Raw genomic sequence first — 20,449 nt, forward strand, 5'->3', positions numbered from 1 at the left:
TTCCCCGCGCGTATGCATTGTATAGATAAAGTCATGAGATTCTCTCCCGGAACACTGAGCGGCTCCCGAGTGGTTCTTGAGCCGCTTTCGCAGAACCACCATGAAGGGCTGGTGGACGCTGTCCGGGACGGTGAGCTGTGGAACCTCTGGTACACCCGCATCCCCACGCCCGAGGCCATGGCGGACGAGATCGATCACCGGCTCGCACTGCAGGAGGAGGGCAGCATGGTGCCGTTCACCGCGATCGACGCGCGGACCGGCGTCGTCATCGGCATGACGACCTACTGCAACATCGATCGCACCACTCCGCGCACGGAGATCGGATATACGTGGAGCCGGGCCTCCTTCCATCGTTCCGGGTCGAATGCGGACAGCAAGCTCCTCCTGCTGGCGCATGCCTTCGAGGTGGAGGGCTGCACCGCCGTCGAGTTCCGCACCCACTGGCACAACCTGCAGTCGCGCGGTGCGATCGCGCGACTGGGTGCGAGGCAGGATGGCGTGTTACGTTCGCACGTGCGGATGCCGGACGGCACCGTCCGTGACACCGTCGTCTTCTCGATCACTGCATCGGAATGGCCGATGGTGCGGACCGGACTCGAATACAGGCTGGGCGCGACGGCAACGAATACGGCAATGAAGACGGCAACGAGTGAGGAGATGGGAAATGCAGGCGTCGGACATACTTCTTGAGGGATACGGCAGGCTGCCGGCTCTGGTCGGAGCTGCAGTGGAAGGGCTCGACGGCGGCGCCCTCGTCGAGCGGCCGGGTGGCACCGGCAATTCGATCGCCTGGCTCGTGTGGCACCTCACCCGGGTGCAGGACAACCACTTCGCGGAGGCGTTCGGCGAGGATGAACTGTGGTTGCGGGACGGATGGGCGGAGCGCTGGGGACTCTCGCTCGACACGCTCGATACGGGCTACGGGCATTCGAGCGGCCAGGTGGACGCCGTAGGAGTGGAGTCGTCGCTGCAGCTCATCGAGTACTTCAACGCCGTGCACTCCCGCTCCCTCACACTGATTCGTCGTGTGAAGGACGAAGACCTCGAACGTGTGGTCGATGATAACTGGGATCCTCCGGTGACGCTGCTTGTCCGGCTGGTCAGCGTCCTGGATGACTGCCTGCAGCACGCGGGCCAGGCAGCCTATGCGAGGGGCCTGATCTCGAGCACCAGGTCCACCGGGTAGCGTCGCGCGGGGGTGACGCTACCCGGTGAGAGCCTCGTTCGTAGCACAGGGTGATCAGCGACGAGTAGTCACTGATGCGCGAGGAGCCGCCGTTGACGGTCAGCCTCGCTCTCCTGCTCGATCAGGTCTTCACCATCCAGGTCGATGCGAACCGAGTGGAGAGTACCGGCGAAGGCGTTGTCCACAGCGGCATATTCGTCGGTGACCGGCGTGCCGCGGTCGACGCCGATGTTGAGTGTTTCATCGAAGGAGAAATAGTACGCGGTCGTATGCTCGACCCGCCCTTCGCCGATACTGTGCCCGTCGGCGCTCAACTCGACATCGCCTCCCTTGCCGAGCCCGCCGCCGTCGTACCGGAACCGGAAACGCAACTCGTGACTCCCGGCGCCCAGTCGCTCCTCCGAGGTGACGGTGTAGTGGTCGCGACCGTAGCAGTTGTACGCATAGCGCAAATAACCATCAGCGACATACAGGGACCATCCACCGAAGCGACCGCCCTGCGCGATGATCACTCCGTCCGCGCCGCCGTCGGGAATGTCGATCCGGGCGGTAATAGTATGCGACCGGTTCTTGACGTTCGGGGCGGTCTCCTCGGTGAAGCGGCCCATACCGGCCCTGTATGTCACCGACTTCCGGTCCCCGAAGAGGTCGAGGCGCCCGGCCAGTTGCGGATTCTCCCGTTCGGTGACCCGGTCGTCGAGCGGGAAGACGTTGTACTTGCTCGCTTCGATGAGGAACAGTTGTTGTAGCTCGCGGAGCTTGTCAGGATGGTCGGCGGCGAGGTCGTGGGCCTGGGACCAGTCGGTGGTGGTGTCGTAGAGTTCCCAAACGTCCTCGTCGAAGGAAGGCAGTCCCTGCGGCACCATCTCCCACGGCGTGCCATGTCGGGTGACAGCCGTCCAGCCTTCGTGATAGATGCTTCGGTTGCCGCACATCTCGAAGTACTGGGTGCGACGGCGGTCCGCGGCCCGCGGCTCGTTGAAGGTGTAGAGCATGCTGGTGCCCTCAACCGGCTGCTGGGCTACCCCATTGACCGAGACCGGCAGGGGCACGCGAGCCGCTTCGAAAATGGTCGGGGCGATGTCGATGACATGATGCCACTGATCGCGGATCCCTCCGGCATCGATCCCGCCGCCCCAGTGCATGATGATGCCGTTGCGCGTACCGCCGTAGTGCGAGGCGACCTGTTTGGTCCACTGGTAGGGAGTGTTCATCGCCAGCGCCCAGCCCACCGGATAGATGGCGTAGGTGCTCGCGTCGCCGAGCGAGTCCAGCTGTTCGGCCATCCGCTCCGTGCTGTCGGTGAAACCGTGGCCGACCAGGTGCTCGCGGGTGGTGCCTTCAATGCCGCCCTCACCCGAGGCCCCGTTATCACCCATGATGTAGATGAACAGGGTGTTTTCGAGTTCGCCGAGTTCGTCGAGGGCATCGACGAAGCGGCCCACCTGGGCGTCGGTGTGCTCAGCGAACCCGGCGTAGGTCTCCATGAAACCACATGCCACCCGCCGTTCGGTGTCGTCGAGCTCGTCCCACTGCGGGACGCTGGACGCCCATGGAGCCAGGTCTGCCGATTCCGGAACGATTCCCATGTCCTTCTGCCGGGCCAGGGTTGCCTCGCGCTGCGCATTCCAGCCGGCGTCGAAACGGCCCTGGTACTTCTTCTTCCATTCAGGGCTGACATGGAAGGGTGCGTGGGTTGCGCCGAAGGCAACGTAGCTGAAGAAGGGCTTGTCCGGGGTCAGCGTTTTCTGCAGTTGGACCCAATCGATGGCCCGGTCGACGAGGTCTTCTGACAGGTGGTACCCGTCTTCGGGCCGGCGATCCGGCTCCACTGGTGTCGTTCCGTCGTAGAGCTGCGGGTACCAGTGGTTCATCTCAGCGCCCATGAACCCGTAGAACTTATCGAACCCTTCCCCTGTCGGCCAGCGGTTGAAGGGACCCGAGGCGTTGACCTCCCGCGGCGGAGTCTGGTGCCATTTGCCGAATGCGGCTGTGCTGTAGCCGTTGCCGCTGAGGGTCTGTGCGATGGTTGCCGCACTGTCGGGGCGGAAACCCGTGTAGCCGGGAGCGGAAGTAGCCATTTCGCTGGTCACGCCCATTCCGACCGAGTGGTGGTTGCGGCCCGTCATGAGTGACTGCCGGGTGGGCGAACACAGGGCGTTCACGTGAAAGCGGTTGTACCGCACCCCGTCCTCCGACAGCCGCTCCGCCGTCGGCATCTCACACGGCCCGCCATAGGCACTCGAGGCTCCGAACCCCATGTCGTCGACGAGGACGACCACCACATTGGGCGCACCCTCCGGGGGCCGCAATTCGGCAACGGGGGTGAAGCCACCCGTTTGGTCCTTCCTGTCCATCGACGTAGGTATGGAACGCTTTCGCTCCGGGATGGGCAGGATTTCGCGAATTCTCGCATCCATGGTCTCTACTCCCTCACTCCTCGCCAAGCAGGCCGCCGGCCTCGCTGATGAATCCTTCCTGGACCATCCAATCGAAGGCGACCTCCGCCGGCTCCCCTCCTTCCACATCGACCTGTCCATTCAGCTCGCGGATCACGTCGCTTGTGAGTTTCGGCATCACCTCGGCGAAGACATCGGCCACCTGCGGAAAGTCCTCGACCAGTTCGGTGCGTACGACGGGTGCTGCGTTATAGGCGGGGAAGAAGTTCTGGTCGTCCTCAAGCACTGTGAGGTCCAGGGCATCGATGCGTCCATCGGTGGTGAATACTTCGCCGAAATTGCAGGCTCCGTTGTCAGTGGCCGAATAGACCGCGCCCGTATCGTAGATGCCGATGTTCTCGTCCGGCACGCCCTCCGGGGATCCGCGCTCCAGCCCGTAATGCTCCAGCATGGGATTCAGCCCGTCGGACCGGGAATTGAACTCGGATTCGACACAGAATGTGCGCTCCTCCACCGGCAGCTCCGTCAGACCGGAGAGCGAGGAGATTCCGCCAAGACTGTCCACGGCTTCCGATCGGACGGCCATTGCATAGGTGTTGTTCAGGGGGGCCGGCGGGAGCCAGGTCAGGTTGTTCTCGATGTCGGCCTCCCGGACCGCCTCCCACTGCTCCTGCTGGTCCGGAATGCCTTCCGTGTTGCCCAGATAGGTCAGCCAGGCGGTGCCGGTGTACTCGATGGTGATGTCTCCCTCACCAGAGAGCATGAGATCCCGGACGGGCTGACTGCCGGGGACGTTGGTCAGGTCGGTGACGTCGAATCCGGCGGCCTGCATGGCCAGTACCGTGATCTTGCCGAGAATCAACTGCTCAGTGAAGTTCTTCGACGTGACAGTGATCGTTTCTTCCTCGGCCCCGGGAATTTCCTCGATGGAACCCGGGCCGGCCGCCGGCACGAAGGAGGTGGCCGGCTGAAGTCCACAGCCGCAGAGAATCACGGCTAGGCCCGCCAGTATTCCGGTTGCTGCCGCGCTTCGCGTCCGCTTCTGCCTCTTCATCATTACAGTCCCTTCGGCCCTGTCCGCTGTTCGGCGATTCGGGCTCCACTAGTCCCTGAGCAGGGCAGGCGGGGCGATGAGCGCGGCGACTCCGCACACTGTGCCTTCTTCGCCTCGGTCGCCGCACGACGGCGGCTCCGGCTCACCCACCGTAGCGAAGATCACAGTGGGGATCCACCCTGCCGGGTATGCCGGCCGACGCCGGAGCGGGGAAGGGTCACGGGTGCCAAACGTCCATGACGGTTCGGAAGCCACAGTTGCCGGTGGAGGACTCCGGCGTGTTCGAACTGCGCGCAGCTACCCGGTAGCGGTTGCAGTACGAGTCGTGGCAGAGGTAGGAGCCGCCCCGCATCACCCGTCCGACGCCTGTTGCGGGCCCCCTCGGGTTGTCCGTGGGAGTTTCGCGGTAATACCGGGGAAGGAACCTGTCCGAGCACCACTCCCAGACATTGCCGCTGACTTCGAAAAGCCCGTAGCCGTTCGGTGCGAAGGATCGCACCGGCGCGGTGGCAAGGAAACCGTCGTCGCGCGCGTTCGTCGTCGGGAAGACGCCTTGCCAGATGTTGCACCGGTGGTTCCCCTCGCGGTCCAGCAACTCGTTGCCCCACGGGTACCGCAGCCCATCGAGTCCACCCCGGGCGGCATACTCCCACTCGGCCTCGGTGGGGAGGCGGCGGCCGGCCCACCTGCAGTACGCCCGGGCGTCCCGGTGGGACACGTGCACGGCAGGGTGATCGGCGACGTCGCGCCAGCTCGAGTTCCGTCCGTTCGGATGTGACCAGTCGGCGCCACGCACGTTCAGCCACCAGGGCGCACCCGCGGCCTCACCGAGAACGTGCGCGGCAGGAGCCTGGACGGCCAGGTGGAAAACCGCCGACGTACCGTACCTCTCCGCGTCGGTGCGGTAGCTGGTTGCGGAGATGAAGGCGGCGAACTGGTGATTGGTCACGGCCGCGGCATCGATCCTGAACGCGTCCACCCGTACTTCATGGACCGGAGTCTCGCCATCAGCCGGGTTGCCCTCGCCGAAGCCGTCTCCCATCAGGAACGAACCGGCAGGTATCAGTACTTCCTCATGAACGGGACGGACGTCGGCCGCAGGTCCCGCTCCGAATGCGCTGCCTGCCGGCTGGGGGACGCGGGCACCCGAATGGGCCGGACTGTCGGCGCGCGATGGCGCGTCCGCGGCACGGACCGGGGAACAACACGGGTTGATCGAGGATTCAGGGGCATCGTCGGCGTTCATGGGATGTAGTTCCTCTCTGTCTGCCGCACCTGCTCCTTCCGGAACCCCTCGCACGGTAGATCCGATGTCATTGCAGTGGCAGGGCGAGGATGACGTACGCACTCAGCAGCGCCAGCACGATGATTGAACCACCGACGGCGAGTACCGCTACGGCGTCGGCGTGTACCCGCTCCATCTCCACACCTTCGTCGATCCGCAGGTAGCGGCGGCGCTGACGAAAAGAAACCCCACCGGCGCTGATCATGGCCACGCCGATCAGGATCGCAGGGAATCCGCCATAGCCCGGGATCCAGCGCAGGAACAGCAGGCTCACCACCACCATGGCGAGCATGGTGCGGCCCCATCCCAGCCATGTCCGCTCCGGCTGCAGCCCCGGGTCCGGGTGGCGCCTACCTCGGTTCATTCGCTAATTCCCCCGAAGCAGGACGAAAACCACGAAGACAGCACTGACCAGTGCTCCTGCGAGCGCGAGGAACGGAATCAGCAGCGGAATCGGAAGCGGCGCCTTGCGGCGCATTGCCCGCTCCACCCTCACCCAACGGAAACAGGCTCCGCCGGCGATGACCATCGACAGCAGGAGTAGCAACACAGCAACGGTCTTGCGGATTTCCGGATCCAGGACATCGACGGTGAAGGCTTCCACTGCAATTCCGCCGGCCAGCAATGCCAGTGCAGTCCTGATCCACGCCAGGAAGGTCCGCTCATTGGCCAAGGTGAAGCGCGGGTCAGGCTCGGTCCCGCCGCCCAACAGCGTCGCTGAGAGTCTGCCTCTTCCCGCTTCGCTGCCTGATGCTGAGGTTGAACGCACGTGCTCTCGAATCGTCGCCGGGATCGTTGCTGTTCCAACCTACGCTTCCTGTCCCACCCATTGAAAACTGTTCAGAAACCTGCGCAGATAGGCATGGGAGCTGGCGTAGAAGTCCGGCCACCGACACTGTCCGACGTCATCCAGTTGGAGGGGGCTCACTCTATTCCCGCAGCCGTGACCTGGCATGTCCACTCGTTCATCCCGGTGTCGGTGGCCGTCAACCCGACTGGAGCCAATCGGCGAAAGTCGGGCCGCGGCGCTCGACGGTCGCTCCGGGAAGCAATGCGCCGCCGGCCAGGGCCCGAGTTGCTCCCGGGAGCGGGATCGCCACGATGCGGATGCTCGCACCCTTCTTGGCCGCGACCGCTCTGACGAGGTCGAGCAGCTCGCGATCCTCGGGTCCGGCGACCTCCCTCGCACCCAGTGGCGGGCCCACGGCGACTTCACTGATCACTTCGGCTGCCGACGCCGCCGCGATCGGGCGGCTCCTCATTCGCGGCGCAAAAGCGACCTTGCCCACCCGTGCCTGCGAAAGGAGGGTTTCCGTCAGCTCGTACCACTGCGTGGTTCGCACAATGGTGTAGGGGACCTCGCCCTCCACAACAATCCACTCCTGCGCGGCCTTGCCCTGGTAGTACCCCATTCGCCGAAGGGCCGGATCGGCGGCGTTGACGATGGAGAGGAGGACGAGATGGCGTACCTGGCTGCGCTCCGCGGCAGCCACCACATTCGCAGTCATTCCGCCGAGCACCCTGACGGCCCTGCGGGCACTGATCGTGGTGAAGTTCGTGCAGTCGACGACGGCGTCCGCACCCGCGAACGCGGCGTCAAGGCCGACACCCGATGCGGCATCCACTCCGCTGCTGCGCATGGCCCGTACAACGGTATGACCCGAGGAGCTGAGAGAATCCGCGACGAGCGTTCCCATGGTCCCGGATGCCCCGAGTACGACGATTCTCATGGGCAAGTTCTACAGGATTGCCGGAGCGCAGGCGAACGATGCATCGCAGGTTCGCGAGCCGCGCCCTAGGCCGGATTCGGCCGGTCAAGCAGCAGGTTGGTGATGCGCATGCTGCAGAGGCGTGCGCCGTCGTCGTTCGTGAGAACCACTTCATGGGTGGTGAGGGTGCGGCCCAAGTGGATCGGCGTCGCCGTAATGGTGACCGTGCCGGCCCGTGCCGCCTTGTGGTGGGTGGCCGATACGTCGACGCCGACGGCGGTTTTCCCGAGCGTGCCGGCATGGATCACCGCGGCCCAGGAGCCCACGGCTTCGCCGACGGCAAGGGACGCCCCGCCGTGCAGGAGCCCAAAAGACTGCCGGTTCCCCTCCACGGGCATCGTCGCCACGACTTTCTGCACCGACTGCTCCACGATGCGCACGCCCATCTTCTCGTCGAGCTCGCCCAGGACGATGCGCCAGGGCTCACCGGCGGGGGATTCGGTCTCATTGCTCACAGGGGCTCCTCGGGACTGCCGGCGGAATTGCCGGTTACTGTACGCTGGATATATTACCGAACGTCCGTTCAGTTAGTCCCGGAGGCCCTCCGGATGGCGCACGGGCGCAAGCATTCTGGTGAAAGGCGAGTCGACGATGACCTCAACAATGCTGGGCATTGACATAGTTCCGAGCTTCATCGAGGACGCATGGTGGACGCCGAGCCAGGAGACGGTCCGCAATGGTGCGCGCACGGTGGTGAGGGACGCAAGCACGGGCGAGGAGCTCGCCGTCGTCAGTACCGACGGGCTGGACACAGCAGCTGCGGTGGCCTACGCCCGCTCGGCCGGGCAGGCCGCGCTCGGCGCCTTCACCTTCCATGAGAGGGCGCTCAAGCTCAAGGAGCTGGCCCAGTATCTGAACGCACACCGCCAGCCGCTGTATGAACTGTCGGCACGCACGGGTGCTACCCGCGGGGACTCGATGGTGGACATCGATGGCGGCATCGGCGTCCTCTTCACGTTCGGGTCGAAGGGCAGGCGTGAGTTGCCCAACGCGCAGGTGATCGTCGACGGTCCTGCCGAGACGCTGTCGAAGGACGGCTCGTTCCTCGGTACGCATATCCATACCCGGCTTCCCGGCGTGGCAGTCCAGATCAACGCCTTCAACTTCCCGGTGTGGGGAATGCTCGAGAAGCTGGCACCCGCCTTCCTCGCCGGGGTACCCACCATCGTCAAGCCGGCCACCCCGACGGGTTACCTGACCGCCGCCGTAGTGAAGCTGATCGTCGAGTCCGACATCCTGCCCAGGGGCGCCCTGCAACTGATCTCCGGCCCGGCACGGGACATCCTCGACTACCTCGATTACCGGGACATGGTCTCCTTCACGGGATCGGCATCCACAGCGAACCACCTCAAATCCCACTCCAGCGTGGCCACCGGGGGGGTGCGCTTCACGTCCGAAACCGATTCGCTGAACGCCGCCATCCTCGGTCCCGACGCCGTGCCCGGTACACCGGAGTTCGAGGCCTTCATCAAGTCCCTGGTCACCGAGGTCACGGTCAAGGCCGGCCAGAAATGCACGGGCATCCGCCGGACCATCGTGCCCAGGAACCTGGTCGGTGACGTCGTCGCTGCCGCCGGTGAGCGGATCCGGCAGCGGGTGGTCCTCGGTGACCCCCGCGCGGAGGGCGTCACGATGGGCGCGCTCGCCTCCCTGGAGCAGCTGGAGGGTGTGCAGGACGCCGTTCGGGAACTGCTGGCCTCGGGTGGTTCCCTCGCCTACGGCTCGCTCGACGCGCCGGACGTCACCCACGCGGACAGCTCCATTGCACCGGCTCCAGGTGGAGCATTCATGGCTCCTGTCCTGCTGACCTGGGAGGATGTCGAGGCCGGGGCCCTGCACTCGATCGAGGCTTTCGGCCCGGTGGCTTCGGTGATCGGGTACGACGACGTCGCGCACGCCGTGCAGCTTGCCGCACTGGGCGCGGGATCGCTCGTGGCTACCGTCTGCACCAATGATCCGGACATCGCCCGGGAGCTCGTCACGGGAATCGCCGCGCATCACGGCAGGGTGCTGATCCTGAACCGGGAGGACGCCCGCTCCTCCACCGGCCACGGCTCACCCGTACCGCATCTGGTGCATGGCGGGCCGGGACGGGCCGGCGGCGGCGAAGAGCTCGGCGGAATGCGCTCGGTGCTCCACCACATGCAGCGCACGGCGCTCCAGGGGTCACCGAACATGCTTACCGCCATCACCGGCATCTGGCACACGGGCGCGGACCGCTCCTTCGGCGACGTCCACCCGTTCCGGAAGAACCTCGCCGAGCTGCGCATCGGCGACGCCGTCACGTCGGCCCTCCGCGAAGTGACGCTGGAGGACATCACCGCCTTCGCCGAGACCACGGGCGACACCTTCTACGCCCACACCAACCAGGAAGCGGCAGCGGCCAATCCCTTCTTCCCGGGGATCGTGGCGCACGGGTACCTGCTGCTGTCCTGGGCGGCGGGGCTCTTCGTTGATCCGGAACCCGGGCCGGTGCTCGCCAACTATGGTCTCGAGACGCTCCGTTTCATCACTCCCGTGGCGGCCGGCGATTCGATCCGCGTCACCCTCACTGCGAAGCGGATCACACCGCGCGAGACGGACGAGTACGGCGAGGTCGCCTGGGATGCGGTGCTGACCAATCAGCACGACGACGTCGTGGCCACCTACGACGTGCTGACGCTCGTCGAGAAGTAGCATCCCGCCGGCGCCGGCCCCGGGGAGGGGTCAACGCCGGTGCAGGCCGTCGAAAACCATGGTGACGACGTCGTCGGCCAGCTTCTCGGCGGTGAGCGGACCTCCGGGCTTGTACCACTCGACCACGGAGTTGATGGTGCCGAACAGCAGGCGCGTGATGGTGCGCGGGTCGAGGTCGCTGCGGATCGAGCCCTCGGTGCGGGCGGCGTCGACGAGGTCCGACACCTGACGGTCGAAGGAGCGACGCCGCTCCAGGGCTTCGCGCTCCACCGCGGTGTTGCCCCGCAGCCGCAGCAGGAGCGTCACGAAGGGCAGGCGCTCGGTCAGGACCGCGATGGTTCCGCGCACCACGTGCTCGAGGCGCGCGTCGGCCTTGCCCTCGGTGGCCCCGGATTCGGTGAGTACTGCCTCGAGGCCGCCCAGTGCGTGGTCTAGGGCGAGGCGCAGAAGGTCACCCTTCGACGGGACGTGGTGGTAGATGGCGGACTTGCTGATGCCCAGTTGCTCGGCAAGCACGCCCATGGAGGTGGCCTCGTAGCCGTGCCGGTTGAAGACGTCCACCGCGATGGTGAGCACCGACTGCTGGTCGTACCCCGGGCGTCCGCGGCGCGCTGCGGGTTCCTGCTCAATCGGTGTGGTGGCCATGGGTTTCATTTTTGCACGAACGTTCGGTCAGCGCCGGTTGGTCACGCAGGGGACTTGGGCCGGAGGTCGTAGACCCGCTTGAGTTTCCCGCTGGAGCGCACCAGTGAATTCAACTCGACGATGGTCACCGAGCAACTCGATCCGATGTGGATCTTGATCTGCTCGCGCAACTGCTCCGCTGCTTTCGCAGCATCGTCGGGGTGTGCCCCTTCCCGTGGCTCCACGCGGACGTTCAGCTGGTCCATGCGCTGGCCTTCGGGGCGCGTGAGCTCGAGCTGGAAGTGGGGGCTCAGCGCCGGAATCCGCAGGACGAGTTCCTCGATCTGCGTGGGGAAGAGATTCACGCCGCGCAGGATGATCATGTCGTCGCTCCGGCCGGTGATCCTTCCCATCCGTCGCATCCCGGGCCGCGCAGTGCCGGGCAGCAGCCGTGTGAGGTCATGGGTGCGGTAGCGGATGATGGGCAGGGCTTCCTTGGTGAGCGAGGTGAAGACCAGCTCACCGTGCTCGCCGTCGTCCAGCACGGCGTCGGTGAACGGATCGACGATCTCGGGGCGGAAATGGTCCTCCCAGATGGAGGATCCGTCCTTCGACTCGACGCATTCGCCAGCGACACCGGGCCCCATCACCTCGGACAGTCCATAGATGTCGCAGGCGTCGAAGCCCATGCGCGCCTCGAGTTCCTGCCTCATCTCCAGCGTCCAGGGCTCGGCTCCCAGCACCGCCGTCTTGAGCGAGGTCGACCGCGGATCGATTCCTGCCGACACCATGGCGTCGAGGATGGTCAGGAGATAGGTGGGGGTCGCGAGGATGGCGTCCGGTTCGAAGTCCTGGATGAGCTGCACCTGGCGCTCGGTCTGTCCTCCCGACATGGGAATCACCGTGCACCCGAGTTTCTCGGCCCCGTAGTGTGCACCGAGACCACCGGTGAAGAGGCCGTAACCGTAGGCATTGTGGACCTTCCATCCGGTCTTCACCCCGGAGGCCCGGAGGGAGCGCGCCACGAGGGTGGCCCAGCGATCGATGTCGCCGGCGGTGTAGCCGACGACGGTAGGGCGGCCCGTGGTTCCCGAGGACGCATGGATCCGCGCAACCCGCTCCTGGGGTACGGCGAACATGCCGAACGGATAGGTCTGCCTGAGATCCTCCTTCGTGGTGAAGGGGAACTTCGCGAGGTCCGCGAGATCCACCAGGTCGGTGGGATGAACCCCTGCGTCGTCGAACTTTCGTCGGTAGAGCTCCACGTTGGCATAGGCGTGCGCGACGGTGGCCTGCAGCCGCTCGAGCTGGAGGGACTCGATGCGGTCCCGGCTGTAGTGTTCCTCGGGGTCCAGCGTGTCCGGGTGCGCCGGGGATGCTTTGAGGGTCATGACGCGTCCTTCGCGGGAGAGGGTCGGCGGGCTGCGGGGATGGTGCGCGATCGGCCGCGAAATTCCGCGACCGGCCGGTGCGTCCCGCCGTCGTCCGCTGTGACGGTGATGTCGTAGAGGCCGCTGCGTCCTGCTGACGCGCGGCGCGTGGCGACGGCGGTCAGCAGCTCGCCGTCGTAGGCGGGGGAGAGGAACGAGATGTCTGCGCCCGCGGCGACAGTGCGCTCGCCGGTTTCGGTGCCGTCCTCGCGTGGCGCTGCCGAATTGCAGGCGAGGGCGAAGGCCGAGTCGGCGAACGCGAAGATCATGCCGCCGTGGACCATGCCGAAGCCGTTGAGCATTTCGGTGCGGACCCGCATGGTGACCTGCGACGTGCCGTTCCCCGTGGCGGCGAGCTCGATCCCCAACCAGGCCGACGCGCGGTCGTCCGTCAGGAGCCGATGGTGAGGCTTCTTGTCGGACGCAAGCCCCGACGGGGGAAAAGGGACGTCGCTGTCCACCATGATCGCCTTCCAGAATTAGTTACCGAATGTTCATTAGGTAATACTGCCGACGCGGTGGGTGTCAAGCGCCGCGTCGGCAGCTGCGTTCGGGGTCGGCATCGGGAGGACTGCTAGGAGGTGGAGCGCGGGCGCAATTCCGTGGCGCCGAGGGCATCAGCGGCGAAGGCGTAGTCCCATGCCACGTCCTTCCACCGCGAGTAGCGTCCGCTTGCCCCGCCGTGGCCGCCGTCCATCTCGGTCTTGAGGACGATCGGTTCGGGACCGGTGGTCTTCTCCCGCAGCGCCGCAACCCATTTCGCCGGCTCCACGTACAGCACCCGCGTGTCGTTGAAGCTGGTCACTGCGGCGATCCGGGGATATTCCACGGCGCGGATATTCTCGTACGGCGTGTAGTCCTTCATATACCGGTACACATCGGGTTCCGTGATCGGGTTACCCCATTCCTCCCACTCCAGGGCCGACAACGGTAGCTCCGGGTCGAGAATGGTGGTCAACGCATCCACGAAGGGAACCTGCGCCACCACGGCCCGGTATTTCTCTGGGGCGAGGTTCGTGACAGCGCCCATCAGGAGGCCTCCCGCCGACCCGCCCATTGCCGCGATCCTTTCCTGGTCGATCCAGCCGGATTCTGCGAGATAGCTGGTGGCATCGACGAAGTCGGTGAAGGTGTTCTTCTTGTGCAGCTTCTTGCCCTGTTCGTACCAGGTGCGGCCCATCTCGCCGCCGCCCCGGACATGGGCGACGACGAAGATGATGCCGCGGTCCAGCAGGGACAGGCGGGCGATCGAAAAGCTCGGATCCACGCTGATCTCATAGCTGCCGTAGGCGTAGATCAGGGCGGGGTTCGTGCCGTCCTGTACGAGGTCCGAGCGCCGGATGACGGAGAGGGGAATGGACGTCCCGTCCGCGGCCGGCGCCCACCAGCGCTCCGCGACGTAGTGGCCGGCGTCGTAATCCCCTCGCACCTCGGTCTCCTTCCGGAGCGCCAGGGCGCCCGTGGCGAGGACGTAGTCGTAGATGCGCGGCGGCGTCAGGAAGGACGTGTAGGACAGCCTGATGATCGGGGACTCGAACTCGGCGTTGGCCAGGCTGCTGGTGAAGAGCTGCTCATCGAATGCCGGTTCGACGGGAGCCGGCTGCCCTGCGGTGCCGAGCCCGGCCAGCGGGAGCACCTGGACGCGGTCGGTGGTGTCCTTCCGGACGGAAAGCACCAGATGGGTGGACGTCACGGCGATTCCGTTGACCCGGACGGCGTCGTCGTGGTGCACCACGGTCCTCCATAGCTGCTCCGCGAGCGGCTTGGCCAGCTCCGGGGCCTCGACCAGGCTGACCATCGAGTTCTTCGCGTGGCGGTTGTGTGTCAGGAGGTAGGAGGGTGCGCCGTCGATCGTCACCGGCTCGGCCTCGTAGAGCACATGCTCATCGCGGGAGATGAGCATTTTGAGGACGGCGTCGGGATCCGTCAGATCCAGCGCGTGGTACTCGCTGTACTCCGAGCAGCCACTGCTGATGAGGAGCTGGGAGCGGTCGGCGGACAGCTCGAAACCGGTCCACATGGCGACGTCGTCGTCCTGGTAGAGGACGGCGTCGTCGCTCACAGGCGTGCCGAGGGTGTGCGCCCGCACCTGGAAAGGACGCCACGAATCGTCGACGACGGTGTAGAAGAGGCGGCGACCGTCGGGGGAGAAGGCAACGCCGTAGAAGACGTTGGGAATCTCATCGGGAAGGAGGGCGCCGGAGGCGAGGTCCTTGACGCGCAGGGTGAAGCGTTCGTCGCCCGCGTTGTCCTCGCAGTAGGCAAGGAGCGAGCCGTCCTCGCTGACGGCCAGCCCGCCGAGGGAGAAGAACGGTTTGCCTTCGGCTTCGACATTGCCGTCGAGCATGATCTGCTCGCCCGGTACCGGTTCGCCGGGAACCACCTCGGGCGGTGTCCAGTCAGCATCGAGGTTGCCGGTGTCCGTCGCGGCGACCCGGCACTGGATGCCGTACTGCTTCCCCTCCTCGGTGCGGGAGTAGTACCACCAACCCTTCTTGCGGGCGGGAACCGAAAGATCCGTTTCCTGGGTGCGGTTCCTGATCTCGTTGAAGATGTCCTGGCGCAGCTGCTCCTGCCCGGAGGTAACGGCGTCGGTGTAGGCGTTCTCGGCGGTGAGATGTTCCACGACCCCGCGGCTCTCCTTCTCCCGAAGCCACTCGTAGTTGTCCACGAACAAGTCCCCGTGGTGGGTCCGCTCGACGGGCATCTTTTTCGCGGGAGGAGGAGTCGGCGCTGTGTCGAAGTGGGTCTCAGCAGTCATGGGCTCCATCTTGCCAGAACGCATTCACCCCACCGCTCCCGGCCTTTCAGCCGCCCCCGGCTGCTCCCGCCACCCCCACCCCTCGCTGATTAAGCACTTGTGGCGGCTATTTCCCGAGAATGCCCGCCACAAGTGCTTAATCAGCGAGGGGTCCGGCCGTTCCGTCAGCGAGGGGTCCGGCCGTTCCGCCGTAATGCCGGGACCACCCGGGACGCCACCCAGGATGGACCCCGGGACAGGTCTCCCGCGTAGATCTTCACCTGCAGCCAGCCCCGTTCGGCGGTCAGCGTGTCGCGGACCCGGTCGGACGCCTGCTTCTCAGGGGTGAGGTGGTGCGCGCCCTCGTACTCGACGCAGGTCCTGAAGCGGAGGCAGCCTAGGTCAACCCACACCGGCGGGGAGCCGTTCGAGCCTTCGATGGGGAAGTTCGGTGTGAATTCGGGCAGCCCCGCATCGTGCAGCAGCAGGCGCAGCCTCGTTTCGGGAGGGGAGTCCACGCCGATTCGCAGAAGCTCTAGAGCTTCCCTTGCACGGATGACGCCGCGAATCTTGTGCTTGGATTCCAGATATTCGCGCAGCTCGCCGAGTGGTACAAGAGGAATCCGCTTCGGTCCGAAGTGCCGATTGTGCGCGCTGACGAGGTAGTCGCCGGCAATCACCAGATCCTCCATGGACAGGGTTGCGGCCAGGTCGAGCCAGGTCCTTGCCGGAGACGTCACCGCGATGCCGTCCATGACGGTCCGCTCACTTGCGTCGAGCCGCCGCTGATGGCCGACGGCGTTCCTGCGGCGGGCGGCCGTCGCCCCCGGAGGCCGGGTGAGGTGGACAGCGGTCTCGTCCTGCAGCCGCCACGGGATGGGGATGCCCAGGAGGAGCGCGGCAGTGGTGTGGCTGATCGTGCCGAGCGGCGTCAGCGCTGCATAGGGTGCGACGGCGTCGAGCAGGGATTCCGTGCTCAGTGCCGGTCTGCGAATCCCCCGGCTCTCGGTCACCAGGTCAGCGGCGCGGCTCCTCGCCCGGGAAACGCCGGACGCGGTGGCTTCCGAGGAGGTGAAGGACCGACCGGCGAGGTGCATCGGGAGCGGAGCTGGTGGGCGCATGTTCCCGATTGTTGCGCTTCGGCGGACGTGCGGGACGGTTATCCACAGCGTCGGCGACAACCAGGCCCAGGGTGATGCCGACGTCGTGCCTGTTGGGTAAGCGGCCCCCCACTGATTCTGCACTTATGGCTGGCAAATCCCGGAAATGGCAGCCATAGGTGCTTAATCAGCTGGGGGTAGGGGGGCGGGAAGCGGTGAAGCCTGGTGCCATCCTGTTGACTGCCACCGCCTGCTCTGGATATCCTGAACGAACGGTCGGTAATTATTTCCGGCGTCGTTCCAGCACAGTGAGGTGACCATCGTGGCGACAACCGCACCGGTTGAGCAGATCGAAGCAGGCGAGCAGCTCTTCAATGACCTGATCGCCCGGGACTCGCGCATCGAGCCGCGTGACTGGATGCCGGAGGCGTACCGGAAGTCCCTCACACGCCAGATCTCCCAGCATGCCCACTCCGAGATCATCGGCATGCAGCCCGAGGCCAACTGGATCACGCGGGCACCCTCACTCAAGCGCAAGGCGATCCTGATGGCCAAGGTCCAGGACGAGGCGGGCCACGGCCTCTACCTGTACTCGGCCGCGGAGACCCTTGGCACACCCCGGGACAAGATGACCGAGGACCTGATCGCCGGCAAGGCACGGTACTCGAGCATCTTCAACTATCCGGTTCCCACGTGGGCCGACATCGGGGCGATCGGCTGGCTCGTCGACGGCGCGGCGATCTGCAACCAGGTACCCCTCTGCCGCGCCTCCTACGGTCCGTACGGCCGCGCGATGGTGCGCGTCTGCAAGGAGGAGTCCTTCCACCAGCGCCAGGGCTTCGAGATCCTGCTCGAGCTGGCGAACGGAACCCCGGCACAGCGCGAGATGGCGCAGGACGCCGTGAACCGCTGGTACGCGCCGTCGCTGATGATGTTCGGCCCGCCCGACGACGATTCGCCCAACTCCAAGCAGTCCATGGCCTGGAACATCAAGCGCTTCTCCAACGATGAGCTGCGCGCCCGTTTCGTGGGAATGATGGTGGAGCAGGTGAAGGCACTCGGCTTGACCCTCCCCGACGCGGAAGTACGTTTCGATGAGGAAACGCAGAAGTGGGAGCACGGCCCGCTGGACTGGAATGAGTTCGCCGAAGTCCTGGCCGGCCGCGGACCCTGTAATGCACAGCGCATGGAGCGTCGCCGTGAAGCACACGAAGAGGGCGCGTGGGTGCGGGAAGCCGCAGCGGCCTACGCCGACAAGCAGGCCGCCGCGCGCGCCGCGTCAGTGAAGGCGGCCTAGCGTGACCGGAGGATCGACGACGGGCGACGACGGCGCAACGGCCCCCAGCACGGGGCTTTCGGAAAAACGCCAGGGCTGGCCGCTCTGGGAGGTTTTCGTGCGGTCCTCGCGAGGCCTCTCGCACGTCCATGCGGGATCTCTCCATGCGCCTGATGCCGACATGGCGGTGCGAAATGCCCGTGATCTCTATACCCGGCGCAACGAGGGCGTCAGTCTGTGGGTGGTGCCGTCGTCGTCGATCATCACCAGCGATCCGGACGCGAAAGGGCAGTTCTTCGAGTCCCCCCAGGGCAAGGATTACCGCCACGCCACCTACTACACGAAGAGCGAGGGAGTGAAGCACCTGTGAGCGAATCAAGCGCCAGCGCCACGCGGATCACCCCCGGCAACGCCCTGCGCCCCGAAGACATTGCCGCATCGGATGCCAGACCGACCGCCGACGTCGCCGAATACGCCCTGTGGCTCGGCGACGATTCGCTGATCCTGGCGCAGCGGCTGGGCTGGTGGATCTCACGGGCGCCGGAGCTCGAGGAGGACGTGGCGCTCGCAAACATCGGGCTCGACCTGATCGGCCACGCGCGGTCCTTCCTCACGTACGCCGGCCATGCGTCGGGCAGGACCGAGGACGACCTCGCCTACTTCCGCCGGGAACCGGAGTTCCGCTCGGCCCACCTGTTCGAACAGCCGAACGGCGACTTCGCCCGGACCATCGCGCGCCAGTTCGTGGTCTCGCATTACCAGTGGGAGTTGTACTCACGACTGGTGCATTCCACTGATGCGACCCTTGCGGCTATCGCTGCCAAGGCGGTGAAGGAGGTGGACTACCACCGCGACCACAGTGCCCAGTGGATCCTGCGGCTCGCCCTCGGAACCGAGGAATCACGGCGCCGCATGGAGGCCGGACTGAAGCTCACCTGGCCCTATGTGGGGGAGCTGTTCACCGACTACGCGCCGGTCGACGCACTGGGGGACGCCGCGGTCCGTCCGAGCTCACTCCAGGCGGCGTTCGACGCGGCGGTCGGAACCGCGCTCTCCGAGGCCGAACTCGAGGTCCCGTCCGTCCCGCAGGCCGTGGGCGGGGGCCGTCAGGGCCGTCACAGCGAGCACCTGGGCTATATCCTTGCCGAAATGCAGGTCCTGGCACGCGAGCACCCCGGAGCTTCCTGGTGACGGTGGCCACCGGAACCAGCGCCGGAACCAGCACCGGAACCAACACCGCCAGCCGGCCGGCGAACGACGACGACGCCCGGGTGTGGGACATCGCCGCGGAGATCTGCGACCCCGAGATCCCCGTGCTCACCATCGAGGACCTCGGTGTGCTTCGTGCCGCGGGTGCGGGTCCGGGTGGGAAAGCAACGGTGGTCATCACACCCACCTACTCGGGATGCCCGGCGATGGACGCGATCCGCGACGACGTCACCTCGGCCCTGAAGCTCCGCGGGTACGACGACGTCAGCGTGAGCATCGAGCTGGCTCCGGCGTGGACCACCGACTGGATGACCGACGCCGGTAAGGCGAAACTCAACGAGTACGGCATCGCTCCTCCCACGGGGAAGGCTGCCGCCGGTCCGGTGAGGATCGGTCTCAGCGTGAAGTGCCCCCAGTGCGCCTCGCTCAACACGCGCGAGCTCACCCGCTTCGGCTCCACGTCCTGCAAGGCGCTCTACGTGTGCCAGGACTGCCGGGAGCCCTTCGATTACTTCAAGGTGTTGTAGATGGCAGTAGTCCTCGCCCCCACGAACAAGCGGCGGACGGCATTCAATCCGCTGACGGTGTCCGAGGTTCGCCGCCTCACCGACGACGCCGTCGAAGTCGCCTTCGCGGTGCCGGCCGCGTTTGCCGATCGATACGATTACCTCCCCGGCCAGTACGTCGCGCTGCGCACCACGCTCGACGTCGACGGCGAACCGAAGGAAGTGCGCCGCAGCTACTCGATCTGCGCCGAGCCGAAGCCCGGCGAGATCAGGGTGGCGATCAAGCGTGACCTCGGCGGGATCTTCTCGGTGTGGGCCAACGAGTCGCTGAAGGCCGGCGACAGCCTCGACGTCATGAGCCCCATGGGCCAGTTCATCTCGAAGCACGAACTGACGGAAGTCAACGACCCCCGGCAGATCGACACCGCGACGCAGACCTCCTTCGCCGCCGTGGCGGCGGGGTCCGGGATCACTCCCGTCATCGCCATCGCCCGGACGGTACTCGCAGCCAACGCGACCGTCCGGTTCGACCTGATCTATGCCAACCGTGCTGCGATGGACGTGATGTTCCTCGAGGAACTCGCCGACCTGAAGGATCGCTACCCCGCGCGCTTCGCGGTACACCACGTACTCTCGCGTGAGCAGCGGATTTCACCCCTGCTGACCGGACGCATCGACGCGGACAAGCTCGAGACCCTGCTGGGGAGCGTGATCCGCACCGACGAGGTGGATGAGTGGTTCCTCTGCGGGCCCTTCGACCTCGTGCAGCTGTGCCGCGACACGCTCGCCGGGCGCGGTGTTCCGGCGGAAAAAATCCGGTTCGAACTGTTCTCGACGGGTGAGCCGAACAGGCCCGAGGGTCAGACCGGAAGACCGGTGCGGGCAGCGGAGGACGGTGAGAATTTCACCATCTCCTTCAACCTCGACGGACTGCAGGGCGAAGTCAAGAGCCCCACCCACGCACGGGAATCCATCCTCAACGCCGCGCTGCGCGTGCGTCCGGACGTGCCCTTCGCCTGCGCCGGCGGCGTCTGTGGAACCTGCCGGGCGAAAGTTGTCTCCGGAACCGTGGACATGGCAGAAAACTATGCGCTCGAACCCGATGAGGTGGAGAATGGTTACGTCCTGACGTGCCAGGCCCGCCCCACGAGCGACACCGTCACCGTCGACTACGACGCCTAGGAACGCTGACATG

General features: G+C 65.9%; 20 protein-coding genes. 8 read left to right on the forward strand and 12 right to left on the reverse strand.

Going from position 1 to position 20,449, the window contains the following annotated elements; genetic code table 11:
* Positions 1-33: 33 nt before the first annotated feature.
* Both IWX75_RS03195 and IWX75_RS03200 read left to right on the forward strand, forming a co-directional pair.
* The gene (locus IWX75_RS03195; RefSeq protein WP_196820769.1) at positions 34-690 is read left to right on the forward strand and encodes a GNAT family N-acetyltransferase; all 657 of its coding nucleotides are present in this window, start codon (positions 34-36) and stop codon (positions 688-690) included.
* Positions 665-1,186 (forward strand): mycothiol transferase, encoded by a 522-nt coding sequence (locus tag IWX75_RS03200; RefSeq protein ID WP_196820770.1) that lies wholly within the window; start codon positions 665-667, stop codon positions 1,184-1,186. Before IWX75_RS03195 ends, IWX75_RS03200 begins: the two co-directional genes overlap by 26 nt.
* A gap of 68 nt (positions 1,187-1,254) precedes the next feature.
* On the opposite strand, the gene IWX75_RS03205 is transcribed toward IWX75_RS03200, so the two are convergent.
* The 7 genes from IWX75_RS03205 to IWX75_RS03235 all read right to left on the reverse strand — a co-directional run bounded on the left by IWX75_RS03205 (position 1,255) and on the right by IWX75_RS03235 (position 8,079).
* Entirely contained in the window at positions 1,255-3,606 is a 2,352-nt protein-coding gene (locus IWX75_RS03205; RefSeq protein ID WP_196820771.1) for an arylsulfatase, read from the reverse strand.
* 13 nt (positions 3,607-3,619) lie between these two features.
* A complete protein-coding gene (locus tag IWX75_RS03210; protein WP_196820772.1) occupies positions 3,620-4,642 on the reverse strand; it encodes a glycine betaine ABC transporter substrate-binding protein in 1,023 nt (340 codons plus the stop codon).
* A 214-nt stretch (positions 4,643-4,856) separates the two neighbouring features.
* Entirely contained in the window at positions 4,857-5,885 is a 1,029-nt protein-coding gene (locus IWX75_RS03215) for a formylglycine-generating enzyme family protein (RefSeq protein ID WP_196820773.1), read from the reverse strand.
* Positions 5,886-5,952: 67 nt separating this feature from the next.
* Positions 5,953-6,288 (reverse strand): DUF202 domain-containing protein, encoded by a 336-nt coding sequence (locus IWX75_RS03220; RefSeq protein ID WP_196820774.1) that lies wholly within the window; start codon positions 6,286-6,288, stop codon positions 5,953-5,955.
* A gap of 3 nt (positions 6,289-6,291) precedes the next feature.
* Positions 6,292-6,693: a YidH family protein gene (locus IWX75_RS03225; protein ID WP_196820775.1), complete on the reverse strand. Its 402-nt coding sequence runs from the start codon at positions 6,691-6,693 to the stop codon at positions 6,292-6,294.
* Positions 6,694-6,910: 217 nt separating this feature from the next.
* Complete coding sequence (locus IWX75_RS03230; RefSeq protein ID WP_196820776.1) at positions 6,911-7,654, reverse strand: SDR family oxidoreductase; 744 nt, start codon at positions 7,652-7,654, stop codon at positions 6,911-6,913.
* A 65-nt stretch (positions 7,655-7,719) separates the two neighbouring features.
* Positions 7,720-8,079, reverse strand: a complete 360-nt coding sequence (locus IWX75_RS03235; protein ID WP_196820866.1) for a PaaI family thioesterase — start codon at positions 8,077-8,079, stop codon at positions 7,720-7,722.
* A 205-nt stretch (positions 8,080-8,284) separates the two neighbouring features.
* Here IWX75_RS03235 and paaZ point away from each other — a divergent pair, with 205 nt between their 5' ends.
* Entirely contained in the window at positions 8,285-10,369 is a 2,085-nt protein-coding gene (gene paaZ / locus IWX75_RS03240; protein WP_196820777.1) for a phenylacetic acid degradation bifunctional protein PaaZ, read from the forward strand.
* 30 nt (positions 10,370-10,399) lie between these two features.
* On the opposite strand, the gene IWX75_RS03245 is transcribed toward paaZ, so the two are convergent.
* From IWX75_RS03245 to IWX75_RS17615, 5 genes are all read right to left on the reverse strand, one after another.
* Complete coding sequence (locus IWX75_RS03245) at positions 10,400-11,014, reverse strand: TetR/AcrR family transcriptional regulator (RefSeq protein WP_196820778.1); 615 nt, start codon at positions 11,012-11,014, stop codon at positions 10,400-10,402.
* A gap of 41 nt (positions 11,015-11,055) precedes the next feature.
* Entirely contained in the window at positions 11,056-12,384 is a 1,329-nt protein-coding gene (gene paaK / locus IWX75_RS03250) for a phenylacetate--CoA ligase PaaK (protein WP_196820779.1), read from the reverse strand.
* Positions 12,381-12,887, reverse strand: coding sequence for a hotdog fold thioesterase (locus IWX75_RS03255; RefSeq protein WP_196820780.1), 507 nt, complete (start codon positions 12,885-12,887; stop codon positions 12,381-12,383). Before IWX75_RS03255 ends, paaK begins: the two co-directional genes overlap by 4 nt.
* A 110-nt stretch (positions 12,888-12,997) precedes the next feature.
* Positions 12,998-15,184: a S9 family peptidase gene (locus tag IWX75_RS03260; protein WP_196820781.1), complete on the reverse strand. Its 2,187-nt coding sequence runs from the start codon at positions 15,182-15,184 to the stop codon at positions 12,998-13,000.
* Between the two features lie 164 nt (positions 15,185-15,348).
* Positions 15,349-16,284, reverse strand: a complete 936-nt coding sequence (locus IWX75_RS17615) for an endonuclease domain-containing protein (protein WP_334684066.1) — start codon at positions 16,282-16,284, stop codon at positions 15,349-15,351.
* 301 nt (positions 16,285-16,585) lie between these two features.
* Here IWX75_RS17615 and paaA point away from each other — a divergent pair, with 301 nt between their 5' ends.
* The 5 genes from paaA (at position 16,586) to paaE (ending at position 20,436) form a co-directional block, all read left to right on the forward strand.
* Positions 16,586-17,560 (forward strand): 1,2-phenylacetyl-CoA epoxidase subunit PaaA, encoded by a 975-nt coding sequence (paaA, locus tag IWX75_RS03270; protein ID WP_334684067.1) that lies wholly within the window; start codon positions 16,586-16,588, stop codon positions 17,558-17,560.
* 97 nt (positions 17,561-17,657) lie between these two features.
* Positions 17,658-17,909 carry a 1,2-phenylacetyl-CoA epoxidase subunit PaaB gene (gene paaB / locus IWX75_RS03275; protein WP_442858946.1) on the forward strand — a complete coding sequence of 84 codons (252 nt, stop codon included), beginning with the start codon at positions 17,658-17,660 and terminating at the stop codon, positions 17,907-17,909.
* Positions 17,906-18,730, forward strand: a complete 825-nt coding sequence (paaC, locus tag IWX75_RS03280; protein WP_196820784.1) for a 1,2-phenylacetyl-CoA epoxidase subunit PaaC — start codon at positions 17,906-17,908, stop codon at positions 18,728-18,730. Before paaB ends, paaC begins: the two co-directional genes overlap by 4 nt.
* Positions 18,727-19,275 carry a 1,2-phenylacetyl-CoA epoxidase subunit PaaD gene (gene paaD, locus IWX75_RS03285; protein ID WP_442858943.1) on the forward strand — a complete coding sequence of 183 codons (549 nt, stop codon included), beginning with the start codon at positions 18,727-18,729 and terminating at the stop codon, positions 19,273-19,275. Before paaC ends, paaD begins: the two co-directional genes overlap by 4 nt.
* A complete protein-coding gene (gene paaE / locus IWX75_RS03290) occupies positions 19,276-20,436 on the forward strand; it encodes a 1,2-phenylacetyl-CoA epoxidase subunit PaaE (RefSeq protein ID WP_196820785.1) in 1,161 nt (386 codons plus the stop codon).
* Positions 20,437-20,449: the final 13 nt, after the last annotated feature.

Origin of the sequence: Arthrobacter sp. CAN_A6 (assembly GCF_015751715.1) — a bacterium.
Taxonomy (GTDB): domain Bacteria; phylum Actinomycetota; class Actinomycetes; order Actinomycetales; family Micrococcaceae; genus Arthrobacter_D.